Annotated in this window: 12 protein-coding genes; 2 read left to right on the plus strand and 10 right to left on the minus strand. The window is 70.8% G+C overall.

Annotated elements, in window-relative coordinates; all coding sequences use genetic code 11:
• Positions 1-66 precede the first annotated feature (66 nt).
• The 10 genes from ABTX81_RS07640 to ABTX81_RS07685 all read right to left on the minus strand — a co-directional run bounded on the left by ABTX81_RS07640 (position 67) and on the right by ABTX81_RS07685 (position 13,115).
• Entirely contained in the window at positions 67-543 is a 477-nt protein-coding gene (locus ABTX81_RS07640) for a GtrA family protein (RefSeq protein ID WP_350542308.1), read from the minus strand.
• A gap of 19 nt (positions 544-562) precedes the next feature.
• Positions 563-2,929 carry a hypothetical protein gene (locus ABTX81_RS07645; protein WP_350542309.1) on the minus strand — a complete coding sequence of 789 codons (2,367 nt, stop codon included), beginning with the start codon at positions 2,927-2,929 and terminating at the stop codon, positions 563-565.
• Between the two features lie 93 nt (positions 2,930-3,022).
• Entirely contained in the window at positions 3,023-4,036 is a 1,014-nt protein-coding gene (locus ABTX81_RS07650) for a glycosyltransferase family 2 protein (protein ID WP_350542310.1), read from the minus strand.
• A 60-nt stretch (positions 4,037-4,096) separates the two neighbouring features.
• Positions 4,097-5,299 (minus strand): acyltransferase family protein, encoded by a 1,203-nt coding sequence (locus ABTX81_RS07655; RefSeq protein ID WP_350542311.1) that lies wholly within the window; start codon positions 5,297-5,299, stop codon positions 4,097-4,099.
• A 113-nt stretch (positions 5,300-5,412) separates the two neighbouring features.
• Positions 5,413-7,380 (minus strand): hypothetical protein, encoded by a 1,968-nt coding sequence (locus ABTX81_RS07660; RefSeq protein WP_350542312.1) that lies wholly within the window; start codon positions 7,378-7,380, stop codon positions 5,413-5,415.
• 281 nt (positions 7,381-7,661) lie between these two features.
• Entirely contained in the window at positions 7,662-8,855 is a 1,194-nt protein-coding gene (gene tuf, locus ABTX81_RS07665; RefSeq protein ID WP_030280743.1) for an elongation factor Tu, read from the minus strand.
• A 199-nt stretch (positions 8,856-9,054) separates the two neighbouring features.
• Positions 9,055-11,160, minus strand: a complete 2,106-nt coding sequence (gene fusA, locus ABTX81_RS07670; RefSeq protein ID WP_350542313.1) for an elongation factor G — start codon at positions 11,158-11,160, stop codon at positions 9,055-9,057.
• Positions 11,161-11,199: 39 nt separating this feature from the next.
• On the minus strand, positions 11,200-11,670 hold the full coding sequence (gene rpsG / locus ABTX81_RS07675) for a 30S ribosomal protein S7 (protein WP_030055803.1): 471 nt from the start codon (positions 11,668-11,670) through the stop codon (positions 11,200-11,202).
• 2 nt (positions 11,671-11,672) lie between these two features.
• Positions 11,673-12,044: a 30S ribosomal protein S12 gene (rpsL, locus tag ABTX81_RS07680; RefSeq protein WP_014144289.1), complete on the minus strand. Its 372-nt coding sequence runs from the start codon at positions 12,042-12,044 to the stop codon at positions 11,673-11,675.
• A gap of 456 nt (positions 12,045-12,500) precedes the next feature.
• The gene (locus tag ABTX81_RS07685) at positions 12,501-13,115 is read right to left on the minus strand and encodes a DUF1707 and DUF4190 domain-containing protein (RefSeq protein ID WP_350542314.1); all 615 of its coding nucleotides are present in this window, start codon (positions 13,113-13,115) and stop codon (positions 12,501-12,503) included.
• A gap of 304 nt (positions 13,116-13,419) precedes the next feature.
• Here ABTX81_RS07685 and ABTX81_RS07690 point away from each other — a divergent pair, with 304 nt between their 5' ends.
• On the plus strand, positions 13,420-14,226 hold the full coding sequence (locus ABTX81_RS07690; protein WP_350542315.1) for an ABC transporter ATP-binding protein: 807 nt from the start codon (positions 13,420-13,422) through the stop codon (positions 14,224-14,226).
• A complete protein-coding gene (locus ABTX81_RS07695) occupies positions 14,223-15,878 on the plus strand; it encodes a GumC domain-containing protein (RefSeq protein WP_350542316.1) in 1,656 nt (551 codons plus the stop codon). The genes ABTX81_RS07690 and ABTX81_RS07695 overlap by 4 nt, the downstream gene beginning before the upstream one ends.
• The last annotated feature ends 1,120 nt before the right edge of the window (positions 15,879-16,998 follow it).

Genomic DNA, 16,998 nt, shown 5'->3' on the forward strand with positions numbered 1-16,998 from the left:
CCCCCGGTCCGCTTCGGCGGGCCGGGGGCGATCGGCGTTCTCCGGGGGACGCAGGTGTCCGGGAGGTTATTTCTCCTTGAACACCCAGATCTTCATCAGCAGGAACCGGACGACGGTGGCCAGGCCGTTGGCGACCACCAGCCCGCCCACCTCGACCACCTTGGAGGCGTCCGGCGCCGCCAGGTCGAGCAGCGCGAGCACGCCGGCGCTCAGGGCGAGGCCGATCAGGAAGGCCACCGCGCCCTGGAGCTGGTGCCGCAGGGCCCCGTCGGAACCGGTGATCCCGAAGGTGAACCGCCGGTTGGCGGCGGTGTTCGCGACGGCGCTGACCGCCAGCGCGATCAGGTTGGCGATCTGCGCGTCGACGAACTGCCGGGCGACCACGTAGAGCCCGAGGTAGAACAGCGTGCTCAGGACCCCGATGATCAGGAAGGACGGGATCTGGCGCTTGGCGGTGGTCGTCCCCGGGCCGCCGTTCGCGGTCTCCGGCGCCACGGCTGGCTCGGCGGTCGGCGGCATCATGGCCCCTCTGGTCTCGTTCATCGGCAGGATGTCAGGTCGGTCAGGTCAGCTCGAACACGGCCACGCGGCCGTTGTCGTACACGGGCTTGGCCAGCTCGCCCAGCCGTCCGGTGTCGGCGCCGGCCTTGCGGTCGGCCACCAGGTAGCGGACGTGGTGCTGGTCCCGCAGCCGGGCGACGTTCTCGGCGCTCGGCCGCTGGAAGGTCTCGTCGTTGAGCTGGAGGAGCGCCGGGTCCCAGAACGCGCCGTCGCCCTTCGCCATGACGCGCGGCGAGTACGCCCAGCCCTCCACCAGCACCGACCGCTCGGAGTAGCCGCTGAGCCAGAAGGACAGCGAGTTGCCGCAGCCGCGGTTGGGGTCGGCGTGGTCGTCCTCGGGCCGGCAGTGGGTGTTCGTGGCCAGGACGTCGTCCGGGTCGCTGTGCTCCCGCACCCAGCGGGCCGCCTGGACCTGGCTGGCCGGCATCGGCCAGGCGCTCTCCCAGACGTGGTCGCGGGTCTGCAGGCCGTCCAGCAGCAGGGTCGGTGCCCCGGCCAGCAGCACGCCGGTGAGCAGCACCACTCCCCCGCGACGGCGCAGCCCGGGCACCGCGCCGCGTCCGAGCGCCCACCAGAGCAGGCCGGCGACCAGCGCGATCCCCGCCAGCGCGGCCGCGGCGGCCGCGGCCGGCAGCAGCGCGTTGTAGCTGTGCCACTCGCCGTAGGAGCCGGTCCGCCGGAGCACGAACTCGGTCCAGTCGCGCGAGTACCGCTGGATGCCCCAGGTGAGCAGGGCGACGAAGAGCACCGCGCCGGCGGCCAGCGCGGCCCCGGCCCGCCGCGACAGCCGGGCCCGCTCGACGCTCTCGGCGAAGCCCCAGGCCGAGAGCAGGATGCCGAACGGCAGGGCGGCCAGGGTGAAGTAGCTCGCGTTGAAGCCGTTGACCACGAAGTAGAGCGCCGGGCCGGCCAGCGCGCCGCCGAGCAGGAACCACTGCACCGGCTGCAGCGCCAGCCGGCGCCGCCAGAGCAGCGGCAGCAGGCCGGCCACCCGCAGCTGGTGGTTGAGCAGGAACGCGCCGACGGTCAGCAGCATCACCCCGGCCTGGACCGGCGCCGAGCGCAGCTGCTCCGGGTCGTCCCAGTAGCCCTTGATGTTGCCGAAGGGCACGACCTCCAGGCCGTAGCTCTCGAACCGGAAGATCACCGCGGTGGTGAACACCTGGGCCGCGCCCAGGACGGCGCCGAGGCCCACGATGTTCCACGGGATCCGCCGCTCGACCAGCAGCACCACCACGCCCGCGAAGGCCAGGCCGGCCAGCGTGACCGGCAGCGAGCTGGCCTTGGCTGCGCTGGACGCCAGGGCGAACAGGGCGGCCAGGACGAAGGCGCCGCGGCCGAACGCCGGGACGGCCTCGGCCTCCTCACGGCCGCGCAGCCGGTCCCCCACCGCGCCGATCAGCGCCAGCAGCAGCGGCAGGCTGTAGGTGAGCGAGAGGCTGGCCCAGGACATCAGCGGCACCGAGAGCGCGCCGAAGATCCAGCTGTTGACGTCCGCCGGGTAGTTGACGGTGAACTCGCCGACCGCGAAGACCAGCGCGGCGGCCACCGGGCCGGTCCACGGCCGGGCGGTGAGCCGCCAGGCGACGACGGCGGCGACCACCATGGCCAGGGCCGAGAGCGCCGGCACCATCAGCCGCATCTGCACCACGGCCAGGTCGATGTCGCCGACCAGGCTGGTCATCGCCATGTGGGCGAAGGTGAACCAGTGGTAGTTCAGCGGCTCGCCCGCCGCCTGCGGGAAGGTCAGCGGGACGTGGTGCTTGGCGTTGCCCGCCAGCGACAGCAGGTACGGCAGGTCGATGTACTGCCGGGTGGTCTCGCTGTCGGGGACGATCGGGTTGGTCCGCAGCGCGACCACGTACAGGTAGAGGCTGGTGAACGCGACCGTCGCCGCCACCGCCCAGGACCACGCGGTGGAGACGGTCCGGTAGCCGGTGGGAAGCCAGTGCCGGCGCAGCGACGGGACGGCCGCGAAGGGCACCACCACGGCGAGCGGCCAGGCCAGGGCCAGCGACTGCAGACCGAGCGAGACCAGCAGCGCCCAGGCCGCCAGCTCCAGCACCAGGCCGACGACGGCGCCGAAGGCGAGGTCCTCGACCAGGGTGTGCGGCCGGCGGCGGAGCGCCCGGAACACCAGGGTCCCCGGCAGCACGACCGCCCAGGCCGCGTAGCCGGTGTACTTCGCGACGTCGAGCGGGGCGGTGCCGGACTTCAGCAGGACCGCCACCAGCACCAGGTAGGCGGCCCCGGCGGGCAGGAAGCGCCCGGCGGCGGGCAGCCGCCGCGCGGCCGGTCCGGCGGCGCCGTCGGCGGACCGCTCCGGACTGCGGAGCGGCGTGGAGGCGGTGCTGTCAGTGGTACCCATCGCTCTTCTCTTCCAGGGGTCGCGCGCCGGCCGCCGGCCGGCTGTGCCCGGGGCCCGTCCCGTGGCGGCGCGCCGCCACGGGACGGTCGGGGGTCACGCCACGTACTCGGAGACCTTCGACGTCCGGGTACGGCCGTCCTCCGCCGAGTCGTACCCGATGAAGTAGGCCGGGCGCGACTGGGCGGCCGAGTAGATCCGGCCGACGTACTCGCCCAGCAGGCCGATGCAGACCAGCTGGACCGCGCCGAGGAAGAGCATGCCGATGAACAGGGACGACCAGCCGGGGACGGTCTCGCCGAGCGCGTACTCGACGGTCGTGTAGACGCCGAGGCCGAAGCAGAGCACGAAGCTCAGCAGGCCGAGCCAGGTGGCGAGCCGCAGCGGGCTGGCGGAGAAGTTGGTGATGCTGTCGATGGCCAGCCGCAGCATCTTGGAGAGCGGGTAGTGGGTGCTGCCCGCGACCCGCTCCTCGCGGACGTAGACGACCTCGCCGCTCGGGAAGCCGAGCCACGGGACCAGCAGGCGGTAGACCGGCTGGTGCTCGGGCAGCGACTTGAGCGCGTCCACGGCGGCCCGGCTGAGCAGGCGGTAGTCACCGGCCTGGTTCGGCATCTTCTTGCCGACCAGCTTGCGCATCAGCCAGTAGTAGGCGCCGGCGGTGCGCCGCTTGAAGAAGGTGTCGGTGCCGCGGTCGCCGCGCACGCCGTAGACGATGTCGAGGTTCTGCTCCCGCGCCAGCGACAGCATCTCCGGGATCTTCTCCGGCGGGTCCTGCAGGTCGGCGTCGATGGAGACGACATAATCGCCGAAGGCGCGGTGGATGCCCGCGGTGAGCGCCGCCTGGTGGCCCGAGTTGCGGGCGAACCGGACGATGCGGAACTCGGGCCAGTCCTGGTGGATCTTCTGCATGATCGCCGGAGTGGCGTCGGTGCTGCCGTCGTCGATGCCGACGACCTCGTAGCTGACGGACAGCCCGTCCAGGATCGGACGGAGCCGCTGCACGGTCAGCGGCAGGGCCTCCTGCTCGTTGTAGATGGGGATGACCACCGACAGCAGCGGGGGGGCCGGGTCGCCGGACCAGGCCGGCGCTACTACTGCATTGTCCATCGTTGTTCGCCTATTCCATGAAGATCTGTGCGGTCGGCCGGGGACCGGCTGGGGGGCCGGTCAGCTCCGGGTGCGCCCGGGCTCGTCGGAGACCTGGCGCAGGGTGAGCATCGAGCGGTCCAGCCCCTTCTTGAGGGCGCCGGAGAGCGGCCGCTCGACCAAGCGATGGATGAGCCACGCGACGGCCAGGATGATCACCAGCGCCACGCCGAGGGCCCCCCGGACCCCGAGGCCCTTCGTCTGCGCGAAGTGGATGATCGTCCAGCCGATTTCCTGGTGGATCAGGTAGACGGGATAGGTGAGCGCACCGGCGACGGTGAGCCACTTCCACGAGGCCCAATTGAACCAGCCCAGGGCGGCGGCGAGCACCAGTGCGAACGCCAGGGTCATCACGCCGGCGATCACGTTCCAGGACAGGTGGTAGCCGAGGACGCTCTCGTAGAGGACCTTGATCGAGTTGATCCGGGAGAGGGCCAGCATCCAGCTGAAGCCGACGATCCCCCACAGCAGCAGGTTCTGGCCGAAGCGGTACATCAGGAACATCGCGATGCCGGCGATGAAGAACGGCGACTGGTCCGGCATCGCCAGGGTGGTCAGCAGCGGTATCTGCGCCGGGACGGAGAGCGCGCCGGCCACCGCCCAGATCCCGCAGAACGCGACCACCCGACGGTAGGTCAGGCCCCTGACCACCACGATGGAGAAGAGCAGGTAGAACTTCATCTCCGCCCAGAGCGTCCAGTAGACGCCGTCGACGTGGCGGATGCCGAAGGGCTCCTGGAGCATGGTCAGGTTGGCCAGCACCCGCGAGGCGTCCAGGCCGTCCGACGCGCCGGAGCGGGCGTACTCGGTGGCGGTCAGCAGGACGACGGTGGTGAGCGCGATGCCGGTCCAGTAGGCCGGGTAGAGCCGGATCACCCGCGAGACGAAGAACTCGCCCGGCCGCTTGCCCCAGCAGCTCATGCAGATCACGAAGCCGCTGATGACGAAGAACAGCTCGACGCCGAGCCAGCCGTAGGACGCGAAGTGGTTGAGCGTGGGCAGGACCTCCCGCGGGGTCTTGCCCGGCCAGACCCCGTCGATCCCGACGTACGCCGTCCAGTGGAACGACACCACGGTGAGCGCGGCGATCAGGCGCATGCCGTCCAGCGCGTAGAGACGCGGCCGGCGCGCACGGACCGCGGACCGCCCTCCGGCGGGGGCGGAGGACGCGGCCTCACTGTGCCCGGGAGGCGACGGCTGCGTCAGGGCAGGGGCATCAGTCATGCGGGAGGCGCTTTCGCGAATGGGGGGCTCGGCCCCGGACCGGTGCTCGTTCGGAGCACGACAGGGCGTCAGTGTAGCCGGGGAGTTGGGGGCCGAACCGGCCGGGTCGCGGCTCAGTCACCGGGGAAACTTCGGTTCCAGGGCTGGACCCACTGGTTGTCCGGAAGGGCCAGGACGGTAGCCGGCAGACCGTCGCCGGAGAGGTCCTTGGTCATCCGGGCGGCCAGCGAACGGTCCGCGACGACGATGGTCAGCGGCCGGCCGAGCTTGCCGATGGCGAGCCGTACGTGCTCCATGGCCTTGCGGTACTCCGGCTCCGGCCCCGGGGCGGCGCCGATGTTGATCCAGTGGGTCTCGTAGAGCGGGAGCATGTCGCCGCCCCGCTCGCGCAGCAGGGCCGCGAGCCAGGTCGACTTGAGGTTCTTGTAGTCGTCGTTCGAGTACAGCGCCATGACCGGGCCCTGGACGTCCTTCAGGTCGTCCAGCACGGTCGCGCCGTCGCGCGGGCCGATGTCGCTCCAGGCGTCCCCTCGGCTCCAGCCCACCAGCGAGTTGGTGTGCCAGGCCACCGGCCCGCCCTTGAAGGAGCGGATGCTCCACTGCATGCCGGCGAAGAGGCTGAGCGCCGTCGCCACGGCGAGGCCGGAGACCAGGCCGTCGACCGCCAGCCGGCGGCCGCGCGAGGAGCGGACGGGGGCGGGGGCCCGCAGCAGGCTGCCGACCGCGCCCAGCGAGATGAGGGCGACCACGATCGCGCAGCCGGCCAGCTTCTCGAAGTAGTAGGAGTACTCGCCGATGGTGCGGACCTGGTACCAGCCGAAGCCGACCACCACCACGCCGGTGCCGAGCACGATGGCGAGGTGAGCGCGGCCCACCGCGGTCCGGCGGCTGACCGGGGCGAAGGTCGCGAAGAGCGCCAGCAGCATGCCGCCGACCAGCAGCGTGCGGTCCGCCTCGACGCTCGGACCGCCCAGGCTCGCGGTGCCGGCGACGTCCAGTTCGGAGAGCACGGACACCAGGCTGGGCAGGCCGGCCAGGCCGAGACCGGCCGCGGCCGCCAGGCCGAACCCGATCAGGCGGCGGGTGTTCCCGGCGAACCTCCGCCGGTGCACCAGCACGGAGAGCAGCACCGCGAGGCCGACCACGGCGCCGAAGAGGTTGTAGACGTAGGTCACGGTGATCAGGCCGGCCAGCGCGGCCAGCGCGTACTCCACCCGGCCGGCCGCCGGGCGGATCAGCACCGCGAGGGTCACCGTCAGCATCAGCAGGCCGATGATCGTCGAGTCGAAACCGTGGATCACCAGGTACGTGTAGTTGCTGGCGAGCATCAGTGCCATGACCGTGCCGCAGACCGCGGCGGTCCGCCAGCCGCGCAGCCGCGGGCCGCCGATCCAGCGTGCGGCCCAGACCAGCGCGGTGGCCAGCAGGGTGTAGGCCACCAGGACGTACAGCAGGTACCGGTTCATCACGCCGAGCACCGCGCCCGAGTCGGCCGACGAGTGGACCAGCGAGTCCACCCAGGCCAGCAGGAAGTGGGTGCCCTGCGGGTAGGTCACCTCGGCCGGGGACATCATGTACGCCCGGGCGGCCTCCTGGTGGAGGAAGTTGTAGCCGCCGACGTGCTGGATCCCGGAGAAGTACGAGAAGTGGTTCAGCCGGTCCTCGGCGGTGCTGAAGAAGGAGAGCCGCTCGGCGGCGGACTTCCCGGCCAGCGGGTGGTGCAGGTAGTACCAGAAGGTGCCGGCGGTGCCGAGCACGAGCAGGTCCGACGGGCGGCCGCGCAGCGGGAGCCCCGGCCGGCGGCGGGCGAGCCAGCCGGTCACCGCCAGCCCGGTGAGCAGGGTGCCGGAGGTCGCGACGGGCGAGAGCCCCCACGGCCAGAGCGAGAAGAGCAGTCCGGACACCAGCACCGTGCCGACCAGGATCAGGCCGGCCACCACCAGACGGTCGAGCAGCCCCCCGCCGACCCTGATGAGCGACGCGATCGCCAGCAGCAGCACCGGCAGCAGCACGATGCCGAGCCCGAGGGGGACGAGTCCGGCCGGTATCACCCAGGCGGCCGCCACGGCTCCGGCCAGCACCGTGAAACTCCGTCCGGACGGCCTGTCGGGTGGCGCCGTGCCGCGCCCCGCGGCCCGACCCGGCATGAGCCTTTCCGGCACGGAAATGGTCGTAGACAACGACTTGCCCTTCGATCGGCCCGGCACCGCAACGGCTGTCCGAGTACAGACGAATGCCGGAGCCCCCCCGGCCACACGAGAGGATCATAGAACAGTCACAATTACGAAAAAGCCGAGGGCCCGGCGGACGGAATGTCCACCGGGCCCTCCTCGACCCGAGGGTCGAGCGATCAGAGCGTCAATTACTTGACGATCTTGGTGACCTGGCCGGCGCCGACGGTGCGGCCACCCTCACGGATGGCGAACTTCAGGCCCTCCTCCATGGCGACGGGCTGGATCAGCGCGACGGTCATGGCGGTGTTGTCGCCCGGCATGACCATCTCGGTGCCCTCGGGGAGGGTCACGACGCCGGTCACGTCCGTGGTACGGAAGTAGAACTGCGGGCGGTAGTTGTTGAAGAACGGGGTGTGGCGGCCACCCTCGTCCTTCGACAGGATGTAGGCCTGGGCCTCGAAGTCGGTGTGCGGGGTGACCGAACCCGGCTTGATGATGACCTGGCCGCGCTCGACGTCCTCGCGCTTGATGCCACGGAGCAGCAGACCGACGTTCTCACCGGCCTGGCCCTCGTCGAGCAGCTTGCGGAACATCTCGATGCCGGTGACCGTGGTGGTGGTCTTCTCGGTCTTGATGCCGATGATGTCGACGGTCTCGTTGACCTTGAGGATGCCACGCTCGATACGACCGGTGACGACGGTGCCACGACCGGTGATCGTGAAGACGTCCTCGATCGGCATCAGGAACGGCTGGTCCACGGCGCGGGCCGGGGTCGGGATGTTCTCGTCGACCGCGTGCATCAGGCCGAGGAGCTTCTCGCCCCACTCCTTGTCGCCCTCCAGCGCCTTCAGCGCGGAGACGCGGACGACCGGCAGGTCGTCGCCCGGGAACTCGTACTCGGAGAGCAGCTCGCGGACCTCGAGCTCGACGAGCTCCAGGATCTCCTCGTCGTCCACCATGTCGGCCTTGTTCAGGGCGACGACGATGTACGGAACGCCGACCTGGCGGGCCAGGAGGACGTGCTCCTTGGTCTGCGGCATCGGGCCGTCGGTGGCGGCGACCACCAGGATGGCGCCGTCCATCTGGGCGGCACCGGTGATCATGTTCTTGATGTAGTCGGCGTGACCCGGGCAGTCGACGTGGGCGTAGTGGCGCGCCTCGGTCTGGTACTCGACGTGCGCGATGGAGATGGTGATACCGCGCTGCCGCTCCTCCGGCGCCTTGTCGATCTGGTCGAACGGCGTGAAGGGGTTGATCTCCGGGTACGCGTCGTGCAGCACCTTGGTGATGGCCGCGGTCAGCGTGGTCTTACCGTGGTCGATGTGACCGATGGTGCCGATGTTGACGTGGGGCTTCGTCCGCTCGAACTTCGCCTTCGCCACTGAGTCCTCCTGAGGACAGTTCCTGTACGCCGTGCTGACGCCAGTTGGTCTTTGATCGGTTTTGGTGCGGGTTGTCCGGAGGACACCCCGTGCCGTCCCGCTGGTGGGGGGGCCGGAGGCCCCGGGAGGATCCGACCGGATCCTCCCGGGTTGCCTCCTAATAGCCTAAGGGTTGGTTATCGTCCCGAAAGTCGGGACGTCACTCGCCCTTGGCCTTCGCGATGATGTCGTCCGCGACGTTCCTCGGAACCTCGGCGTACGAGTCGAACTGCATCGAGTAGCTCGCGCGACCGGAGGTCTTGCTGCGCAGGTCACCGACGTAGCCGAACATCTCGGAGAGGGGCACCAGCGCCGTGACGACGCGGGCACCGTGACGCTCGTCCATGGACCGGATCTGGCCACGGCGAGAGTTGATGTCGCCGATCACGTCGCCCATGTAGTCCTCGGGCGTGGTGACCTCGACGGCCATCATCGGCTCGAGGAGGACCGGCTTGGCCTTCTTCGCGCCTTCCTTGAACGCCATCGAGCCGGCGATCTTGAACGCGAGCTCGGACGAGTCGACGTCGTGCGCCGCACCGTCGAGCAGCTTCACGCGGACACCCTGCAGCGGGTAGCCGGCGAGGATGCCGAACTCCATGGCCTCCTGGCAGCCGGCGTCGACCGACGGGATGTACTCGCGCGGAACGCGGCCACCGGTGACCAGGTTGACGAACTCGTAGCCCTCGGCCTGCTCGAGCGGCTCGATCGCGATCTGCACCTTGGCGAACTGACCGGAACCACCGGTCTGCTTCTTGTGGGTGTAGTCGATGCGCTCGACCGCCTGGCGGATGGTCTCGCGGTACGCGACCTGCGGCTTGCCGACGTTGGCCTCGACCTTGAACTCACGGCGCATACGGTCGACCAGCACCTCGAGGTGCAGCTCGCCCATACCCGCGATGATGGTCTGGCCGGTCTCCTCGTCCGTGTTGACCTGGAAGGACGGGTCCTCCTCGGCGAGACGCTGGATGGCGACACCCAGCTTCTCCTGGTCACCCTTGGACTTGGGCTCGATCGCGACGCGGATGACCGGGGCCGGGAAGTCCATGGACTCCAGGATGACCGGGTTCTTCTCGTCGGACAGCGTCTCACCGGTGGTGGTCTGCTTCAGGCCCATGACGGCGATGATGTCGCCGGCGCCCACCGAGTCGATCTCCTCACGCTTGTTCGCGTGCATGCGGTAGATCTTGCCGATGCGCTCCTTCTTGCCCTTGACGGCGTTCAGCACCGAGGTGCCGGACTCCAGGCGGCCCGAGTAAACCCGGACGAAGGTGAGCTTGCCGAGGTGCGGGTCCGACATGATCTTGAACGCGAGCGCGGCGAGCGGCTCGTCGTCCGAGGCCTTGCGGGAGATCTTGACGGTGTCGTCGCCCGGCTTGGTGCCCTCGATGGACTCGATGTCCAGCGGGGACGGCAGGTACTTGACGACGGCGTCGAGCAGGGGCTGGACGCCCTTGTTCTTGAACGCGGTGCCGCAGAAGATCGGGGTGAACTCCGAGTTCAGCGTGCCCTTGCGGATCGCGGTCTGCAGCAGCTCGACCGGGATGTCCTCGCCCTCGAGGGCGAGCTCCATGATCTCGTCGCTGACGTTCGACACGGTGTCGATCAGGGCCTCGCGGTACTCGTCCGCCTGCTCCTGCAGCTCGGCCGGGATGTCGACGATGTCGTACATCTCGCCCTTGGCGGCCTCGGCCGACCAGACCAGCGCCTTCATGCGGACCAGGTCGACAACACCCTGGAAGTCCGACTCGGCACCGATCGGGAGCTGCATGACCAGCGGGGTCGCGCCGAGGCGGTCCACGATGGTCTGGACGCAGAAGAAGAAGTTGGCGCCCGTGCGGTCCAGCTTGTTGATGAAGCAGATGCGCGGGACACCGTAGCGGTCAGCCTGCCGCCACACGGTCTCGGACTGGGGCTCGACACCGGCGACACCGTCGAACACGGTCACGGCACCGTCGAGGACGCGCAGCGAGCGCTCCACCTCGACGGTGAAGTCGACGTGACCCGGGGTGTCGATGATGTTGATGGTGTGGTCGGCATCGTCGACGGTCCAGTGACAGGTCGTCGCGGCCGACGTGATCGTGATGCCGCGCTCCTGCTCCTGCTCCATCCAGTCCATGGTGGCAGCGCCATCGTGGACCTCACCGATCTTGTACGACACACCGGTGTAGAACAGGATCCGCTCGGTGGTGGTGGTCTTGCCCGCGTCGATGTGCGCCATGATCCCGATGTTGCGGACCTTGGCGAGGTCAAGGGAGGTTGCAGCCATGGTGGCTCGTTCTCTCTCTGTCTAGTGACGGGGTACGGACTACCAGCGGTAGTGCGCGAAGGCCTTGTTGGACTCGGCCATCTTGTGGGTGTCCTCGCGACGCTTCACGGAAGCGCCCAGGCCGTTGCTGGCGTCGAGGATCTCGTTCATCAGGCGCTCGGTCATGGTCTTCTCACGACGGGCGCGCGAGTAACCGACCATCCAGCGCAGCGCCAGGGTGCTGGCGCGGCCCGGACGGACCTCGACCGGAACCTGGTAGGTCGCGCCACCGACACGGCGGGACTTGACCTCGAGGGCCGGCTTGACGTTCTCCAGCGCGCGCTTCAGCGTGACGACCGGGTCCGAGCCGGTCTTCTCACGGACGCCCTCGAGGGCGCCGTAGACGATCCGCTCGGCGGTGGAGCGCTTGCCGTGCAGCAGGATCTTGTTGACCAGCTGGGTGACGACCGGGGAGCCGTAGACCGGGTCGATGATGACCGGGCGCTTCGGGGCGGGGCCCTTACGAGGCATTCTTACTTCTCCTTCTTGGCGCCGTAGCGGCTGCGGGCCTGCTTGCGGTTCTTGACACCCTGGGTGTCGAGCGAACCGCGGATGATCTTGTAGCGGACACCAGGAAGGTCCTTCACACGACCACCGCGAACCAGCACGATGGAGTGCTCCTGCAGGTTGTGGCCCTCGCCCGGGATGTAAGCGGTGACCTCGATCCCGCTGGTGAGGCGCACACGGGCGACCTTACGAAGCGCCGAGTTCGGCTTCTTCGGGGTGGTCGTGTACACACGCGTGCAGACCCCACGGCGCTGCGGGGAGCCCTTCAGCGCGGGAGTCTTGTTCTTCTCGACCTTGTCCTGCCGGCCCTTTCGGACCAGCTGCTGGATCGTAGGCACCGTTTCTCCGTTTTCTGTGTGCCAAGGCTTGGTGGAACTAACCTGCGGTGATTCCCTCGCACACGGCCCCGTGGTCGACCCACGCGGTCGGGTGTGTTGGGTTTTTTCCGGCACGGAATCCCGTGGGCTGATGTACAGCGACGGCGCTCTACGCGCGGTGCGCTGGGAGGCGCTCCGGCTCGGCGCGGCGACCGGTGTGCATGCACGCACAAGGACCCGGGGACACCCCAGGCACAAGGTCAGAGCGTACCTAGCGCATCGGGCGCGGTCAAAACAAATGCAACGCCGCAGGTGGCGGCCGTCGGCCGGGTGTCGCGCGGGTGTCCCGCGCGCGGCTGCCCGGTGTCGGGTCGCCCACCTACCGCCCTACCACATCGGGGTGACGGCTGCCACTCGGACGGGCCGCGCGACGGGGCGCCCGGGGACCCGGCACGGGCCGGCACGGGCCCGGGGCGGTCAGCCGCCGGCCGCCAGGACGACGAGCATCAGCAGGCTCCAGAACGCGCACTCCACGTAGCCGAGGACCAGGCCGACGGTGGCCATCCCGTCGCCGTCCTCGTTGCGCCGGCGGATCTGGTCCTTGGCGACGTGGCCGGCGATCACCGCCGGCAGGCCCAGGCCCAGCAGGCTCAGCACCAGGGAGGCCACGGCCGCGCCGTTGGTCGGCCGCGGCGGCGGCACCAGGACCGGCGGCGGCAGGAAGGTCGGCGGCACGTGGACCGCCATCTGCGGCGCCACCATCTGGGGCGCCACCATCGGCCCGGCCGGCAGGTCGGCGACCAGCCGGGCCAGCTGGCCGTAGGTCTGCGCGGTGCTCGCCGCCTCGAACCGCTCGCCGTACTCCGCGGCGCTCAGCCGGCCCTCGGCGAACGCGGCCTTCAGCACGTCCACCGTCCGCTCGCGGTCCGTGGTCGCCGCGCGCATCGCCGACTGCGGCATCGCGGCATGGGGCATCGCGGCGTGCGACGGCGCGTGGTGCGCCACGGCGGGCGGAGTCCCCGGTACGGGCGGCACGGACGCGGGCGGCTTGGCCGTCCCGTAGCCCTGCTCACCCCACGGCTGATGGGCCATCCGCCACCTCCCGGTACCCCCGCGCGACCACGGACCCTCCCCGTTCACTCGACTCTCATAGTGCAGGACGATCGGAGGTCCTGAGTAGTTGCCAATTCGGCGGATCCGCCGACTTTTCGGCGCCGTCCGGCCACCGCCGCCGCCGTCACCGCCGTCACCGCCACCCGTTTGGCCCAGACACACCCGGGGCATCGGCCCTGCAGACAGGCCCGGCGGGGCGGTGGCAGGCTGTCGTCCAAGCCGTGTGGATCATGAAACGATCACCGGCCCGACCGGTCCGCCCCCAGTGGAAAGAGCCGCCATCATGCAGGCGTCAGCGCCGTCGCCGTCCCCCGTCCCCGCCCCCGCGCCCTCGGCCGTGTCCATCCAGGGCCTGTGGAAGCACTTCGGCACCCAGGCCGCCGTCGCCGGGCTCAGCCTGGAGCTGCCGGCCGGGGCGTTCGTCGGACTGGTCGGCCCCAACGGCGCCGGCAAGACCACCACCCTGTCGATGGTCACCGGTCTGCTCCGGCCCGACCAGGGCACCGTGCTCATCCACGGCGCCGACGTCTGGGCCGACCCGGTCGCCGCCAAGGGCCGGATCGGCATCCTCCCCGAGGGCCTGCGCATGTTCGAACGGCTCAGCGGCCGCGAACTGCTGCAGTACAACGGCCGGCTGCGCGGCCTGCCCGGCGCCGAGGTGGACCGCCGCGCCGAGGAACTGCTCGCCGTCCTCGACCTCGCCGGCCACGCCGACAAGCTGGTCGCCGACTACTCCACCGGTATGCGCAAGAAGATCGGCCTCGCCGCCGCCCTGCTGCACAACCCGGACGTGCTCTTCCTCGACGAGCCCTTCGAGGGCGTCGACCCGGTCTCCGCCCAGACCATCCGCGGCGTGCTCAAGCGGTACGCGGCGGCCGGCTCCACCGTCGTGTTCTCCAGCCACGTCATGGAACTCGTCGAACAGCTCTGCGACTGGGTCGCCGTCATCAGCACCGGCCGGGTCATCGCCCAGGGCCCGCTCGACGCCGTCCGCGGCGGAACCAGCCTGCACGAGGCGTTCCTGGAACTCATCGGCGTCCGCGAGGACGACGGCCAGGCGCTCGGCTGGCTCGGCGGGGGCGACCGGTGAGCACCTCCGCCCCGCTGGACACCGCCACCGCGGACACCGGCCTGCCCGACGACCGCACGGTCGTGCGCACCCTCGTCTCGCTCAAGCTCCGGCTGCTCCGCAACGGCCTGCGCCGCAGCCGCGGCCGCGCCGTCCTCTATCTGCTCGGCGCCGTCGCCGGCCTGCTGTTCGCCGCCGGGATCGCGCTCGCGACGGCGATGCTGGGGCACGCCGTCGACACCGGATCCGCCGGTGACGCGGGCGTCGTCCTCACCGGCGCGCTCACCCTCGGCTGGGCCGCGCTCCCGCTCTTCCTGTTCTCCAGCGACGAGAGCGCCGACCCGACCCGGCTCACCATGCTGCCGCTGCGGCCCGCGCCGCTGCTGCGCGGCTCGGTGCTCGCCGCCCTGCTCGGGCCCGGGCCGCTGATCAGCCTGGTGCTGCTCACCGGCGCCGCGCTCTCCGGCGCGGCCGGCGGCGCCTCGGCGGTGGCCGGGGTGCTCGGCGTGCCGCTCGCCGTGCTGACCGTGGTCGTCCTCTCCCGCGCGGTCGCCGCCGGCAACGCCCGGCTGCTCTCCAGCCGGCGCGGCAAGGACTTCGCCATCTTCGGCGGCCTGCTGTTCGCGCTGCTGGTGCAGATCGCCAACGTCGGCTCGCAGAGCGTCTTCGGCAAGCCCGGCACCGACGGCCTCGACCTCGAACCGCTCGCCCCGATCGCCTCCGTACTGCGCTGGATACCGCCGGTCTCCGCCGTCGACGCCGCCCGCACCGCCGGCGAGGGCCGGTACGCGCTCGCGCTGCTCCAGCTCGCCGCGACCGCCGCGCTGCTCGCCCTGCTGCTGCGCTGGTGGCGGGCCGCCCTGCAGCAGCTGATGGTCACCGCCGACGCCTCGACGGTGGAGGTGGTGCGCGGCGTCCAGGACTCGGGGCGCGGCTGGCGCTTCCTGCCGGACGGCCGGGTCGGCGCCGTGATGCAGCGCCACCTGCGGTACGCCTGGCGCGAGCCGCGGGCCAAGGCCGCCGTCTTCACCAGCATCGGCATGACGCTGGTGGTCTGCGTGCTGTCGATCGTCCAGGGCTGGTCCACGGTCTACCTGGTGGCGATGACCGGGATGTTCCTCGGCCTGCAGATGCTCAACCTGTTCGGCATGGACGGCTCCGCGTTCTGGATGGTCGCCACCACCCTGCTCACCCCCGCCGACGCCCGCGACGAACTGCGGGGCCGCGCGTTCGCTCTGCTCTCCTACGCCGTCCCGGTCACCCTGGTGCTCGCCGTCGTCCTCGCCGCCGCCACCGGCGAGTGGTCCGGCCTGCCCTCGGCCGTCGGCGTCGCGTTCGCCCTGCTCGGCAGCGGCATCGCCATCGGCGCCGTGCTCAGCGTGCTCGCGCCGTACACCATGCCCGCCGACAACAACCCGATGCGCAACGCCGCCCCCGGCCAGGGCGGCCTGGTGATGCTCAACAGCTTCGGCTCGATGTTCGGCAGCGTCATCGTGGCGTCCCCCGCCATCGGCTACCTCGCCTGGGCCATCGCCGCCGACGCCCCCACCTGGCCCCTCCTCCTCGCCGGCCCCCTCTACGGCGCCCTCATCGCCACCCTCGGCCTACGCCTCGCCGCCGGCCGCCTGCTGGAACGCCTCCCCGAGATCCTCGCCAAGGCCGTCGAACGCTGAGGCCGCCACGCAATGTCCGGGGAAGGTGGCCGATGTGAGGAGACATCGCCCCGCTCCCCCCGATGCCGAGGAGCGGAAGGCCGGCCCCACCGACTTCCCGCACCCGGACAGCAGCCGCCCCACGCCCGGGAGACAGCCCAGGCCAGGCGGGGTGGCCGTGGAGTGGAAAGTCAGCCTCGCCGACTTTCCACTCCACGTACTCGCCCGAGGAAGACTGCACTCACGGATGGCGGCCACCCCGCACCCGCAGTCAGCGAGCGGCAGCCCACGCCGGCCACGGTGATCGCGGAGTGGCACTCCCCGCCCTCGCCCGGGCAAGAGCGGCGCCCGCAGATGGCGGCTGCCCCTCGCTCGAAGGGAGCGAGGGGCAGCCAGGTCAGATGAGGTGGGCCGTGGAGTGGGAAGTCGGCCCCATCGACTTTCCACTCCCCCCGGACGGCGGATCTCGGGTAGCTGCCCCCTCTCGGCGCGAGGGGGCGCGGCCGGGTCAGGTCGTGCAGCCGGGGGGCGGAAGTCGGTCCCCTCGACTTCTCACCCCACGCGCTCACCAGCACACGCGAACGACAGCCAGCCGACGCCCGAAGCCACCGCGGGCAACCCAGGCCAGGCGAGGCGGCCGCAGAGTGCGAAGTCGGCCCCGTCGATTCCCCCCTGCACTCACCAGCACACGCGAGCAACAGCCAGCCCACGCCCGAAGCCACCCGAGGGCAACCCGAGGTGACCGTGGAGTGCGAAGTCAGCCCCATCGACTTCCCACTCCCCCTGGACGGCGGATCTCGGGGTGGCTGCCCCCTCTCGGCGCGAGGGGGCAACCAGGTCAGACCGTGCAGCCGCACGGTGGGAAGTCGGCCCCATCGACTCCCACCCCCGCGCCCACCCGAACAAGATCGGCACGCCCAGATGGCGGCTGCCCCTCGCTCGAAGTGAGCGAGGGGCAGCCGGGCCAGATGAGGCAGCCGTGGAGTGCGAAGTCGGCCCCATCGACTTCCCACTCCGCATCGGGCGTTGCGAAACAGCAGCAGAGACCGCCCCCGGTTCGCCTGAGCAACCGCAGTTAGCAGTCGCGATGGCGGCGAGGCGCAGCCGAAGCCGCACGGGGCGAAGCCCACGGCAGAGCGGC

This window comes from Kitasatospora sp. NPDC097605, assembly GCF_040302725.1.
GTDB lineage: Bacteria > Actinomycetota > Actinomycetes > Streptomycetales > Streptomycetaceae > Kitasatospora.

What these genes read in the sequence shown, in the direction of transcription:
- ABTX81_RS07640 (WP_350542308.1), bottom strand. Translation starts at nt 543, where the DNA reads ATGAACGAGACCAGAGGGGCCATGATGCCGCCGACCGCCGAGCCAGCC.
- ABTX81_RS07645 (WP_350542309.1), bottom strand. Translation starts at nt 2,929, where the DNA reads ATGGGTACCACTGACAGCACCGCCTCCACGCCGCTCCGCAGTCCGGAG.
- ABTX81_RS07650 (WP_350542310.1), bottom strand. Translation starts at nt 4,036, where the DNA reads ATGGACAATGCAGTAGTAGCGCCGGCCTGGTCCGGCGACCCGGCCCCC.
- ABTX81_RS07655 (WP_350542311.1), bottom strand. Translation starts at nt 5,299, where the DNA reads ATGACTGATGCCCCTGCCCTGACGCAGCCGTCGCCTCCCGGGCACAGT.
- fusA (WP_350542313.1), bottom strand. Translation starts at nt 11,160, where the DNA reads ATGGCTGCAACCTCCCTTGACCTCGCCAAGGTCCGCAACATCGGGATC.
- rpsG (WP_030055803.1), bottom strand. Translation starts at nt 11,670, where the DNA reads ATGCCTCGTAAGGGCCCCGCCCCGAAGCGCCCGGTCATCATCGACCCG.
- ABTX81_RS07685 (WP_350542314.1), bottom strand. Translation starts at nt 13,115, where the DNA reads ATGGCCCATCAGCCGTGGGGTGAGCAGGGCTACGGGACGGCCAAGCCG.
- ABTX81_RS07690 (WP_350542315.1), top strand. Translation starts at nt 13,420, where the DNA reads ATGCAGGCGTCAGCGCCGTCGCCGTCCCCCGTCCCCGCCCCCGCGCCC.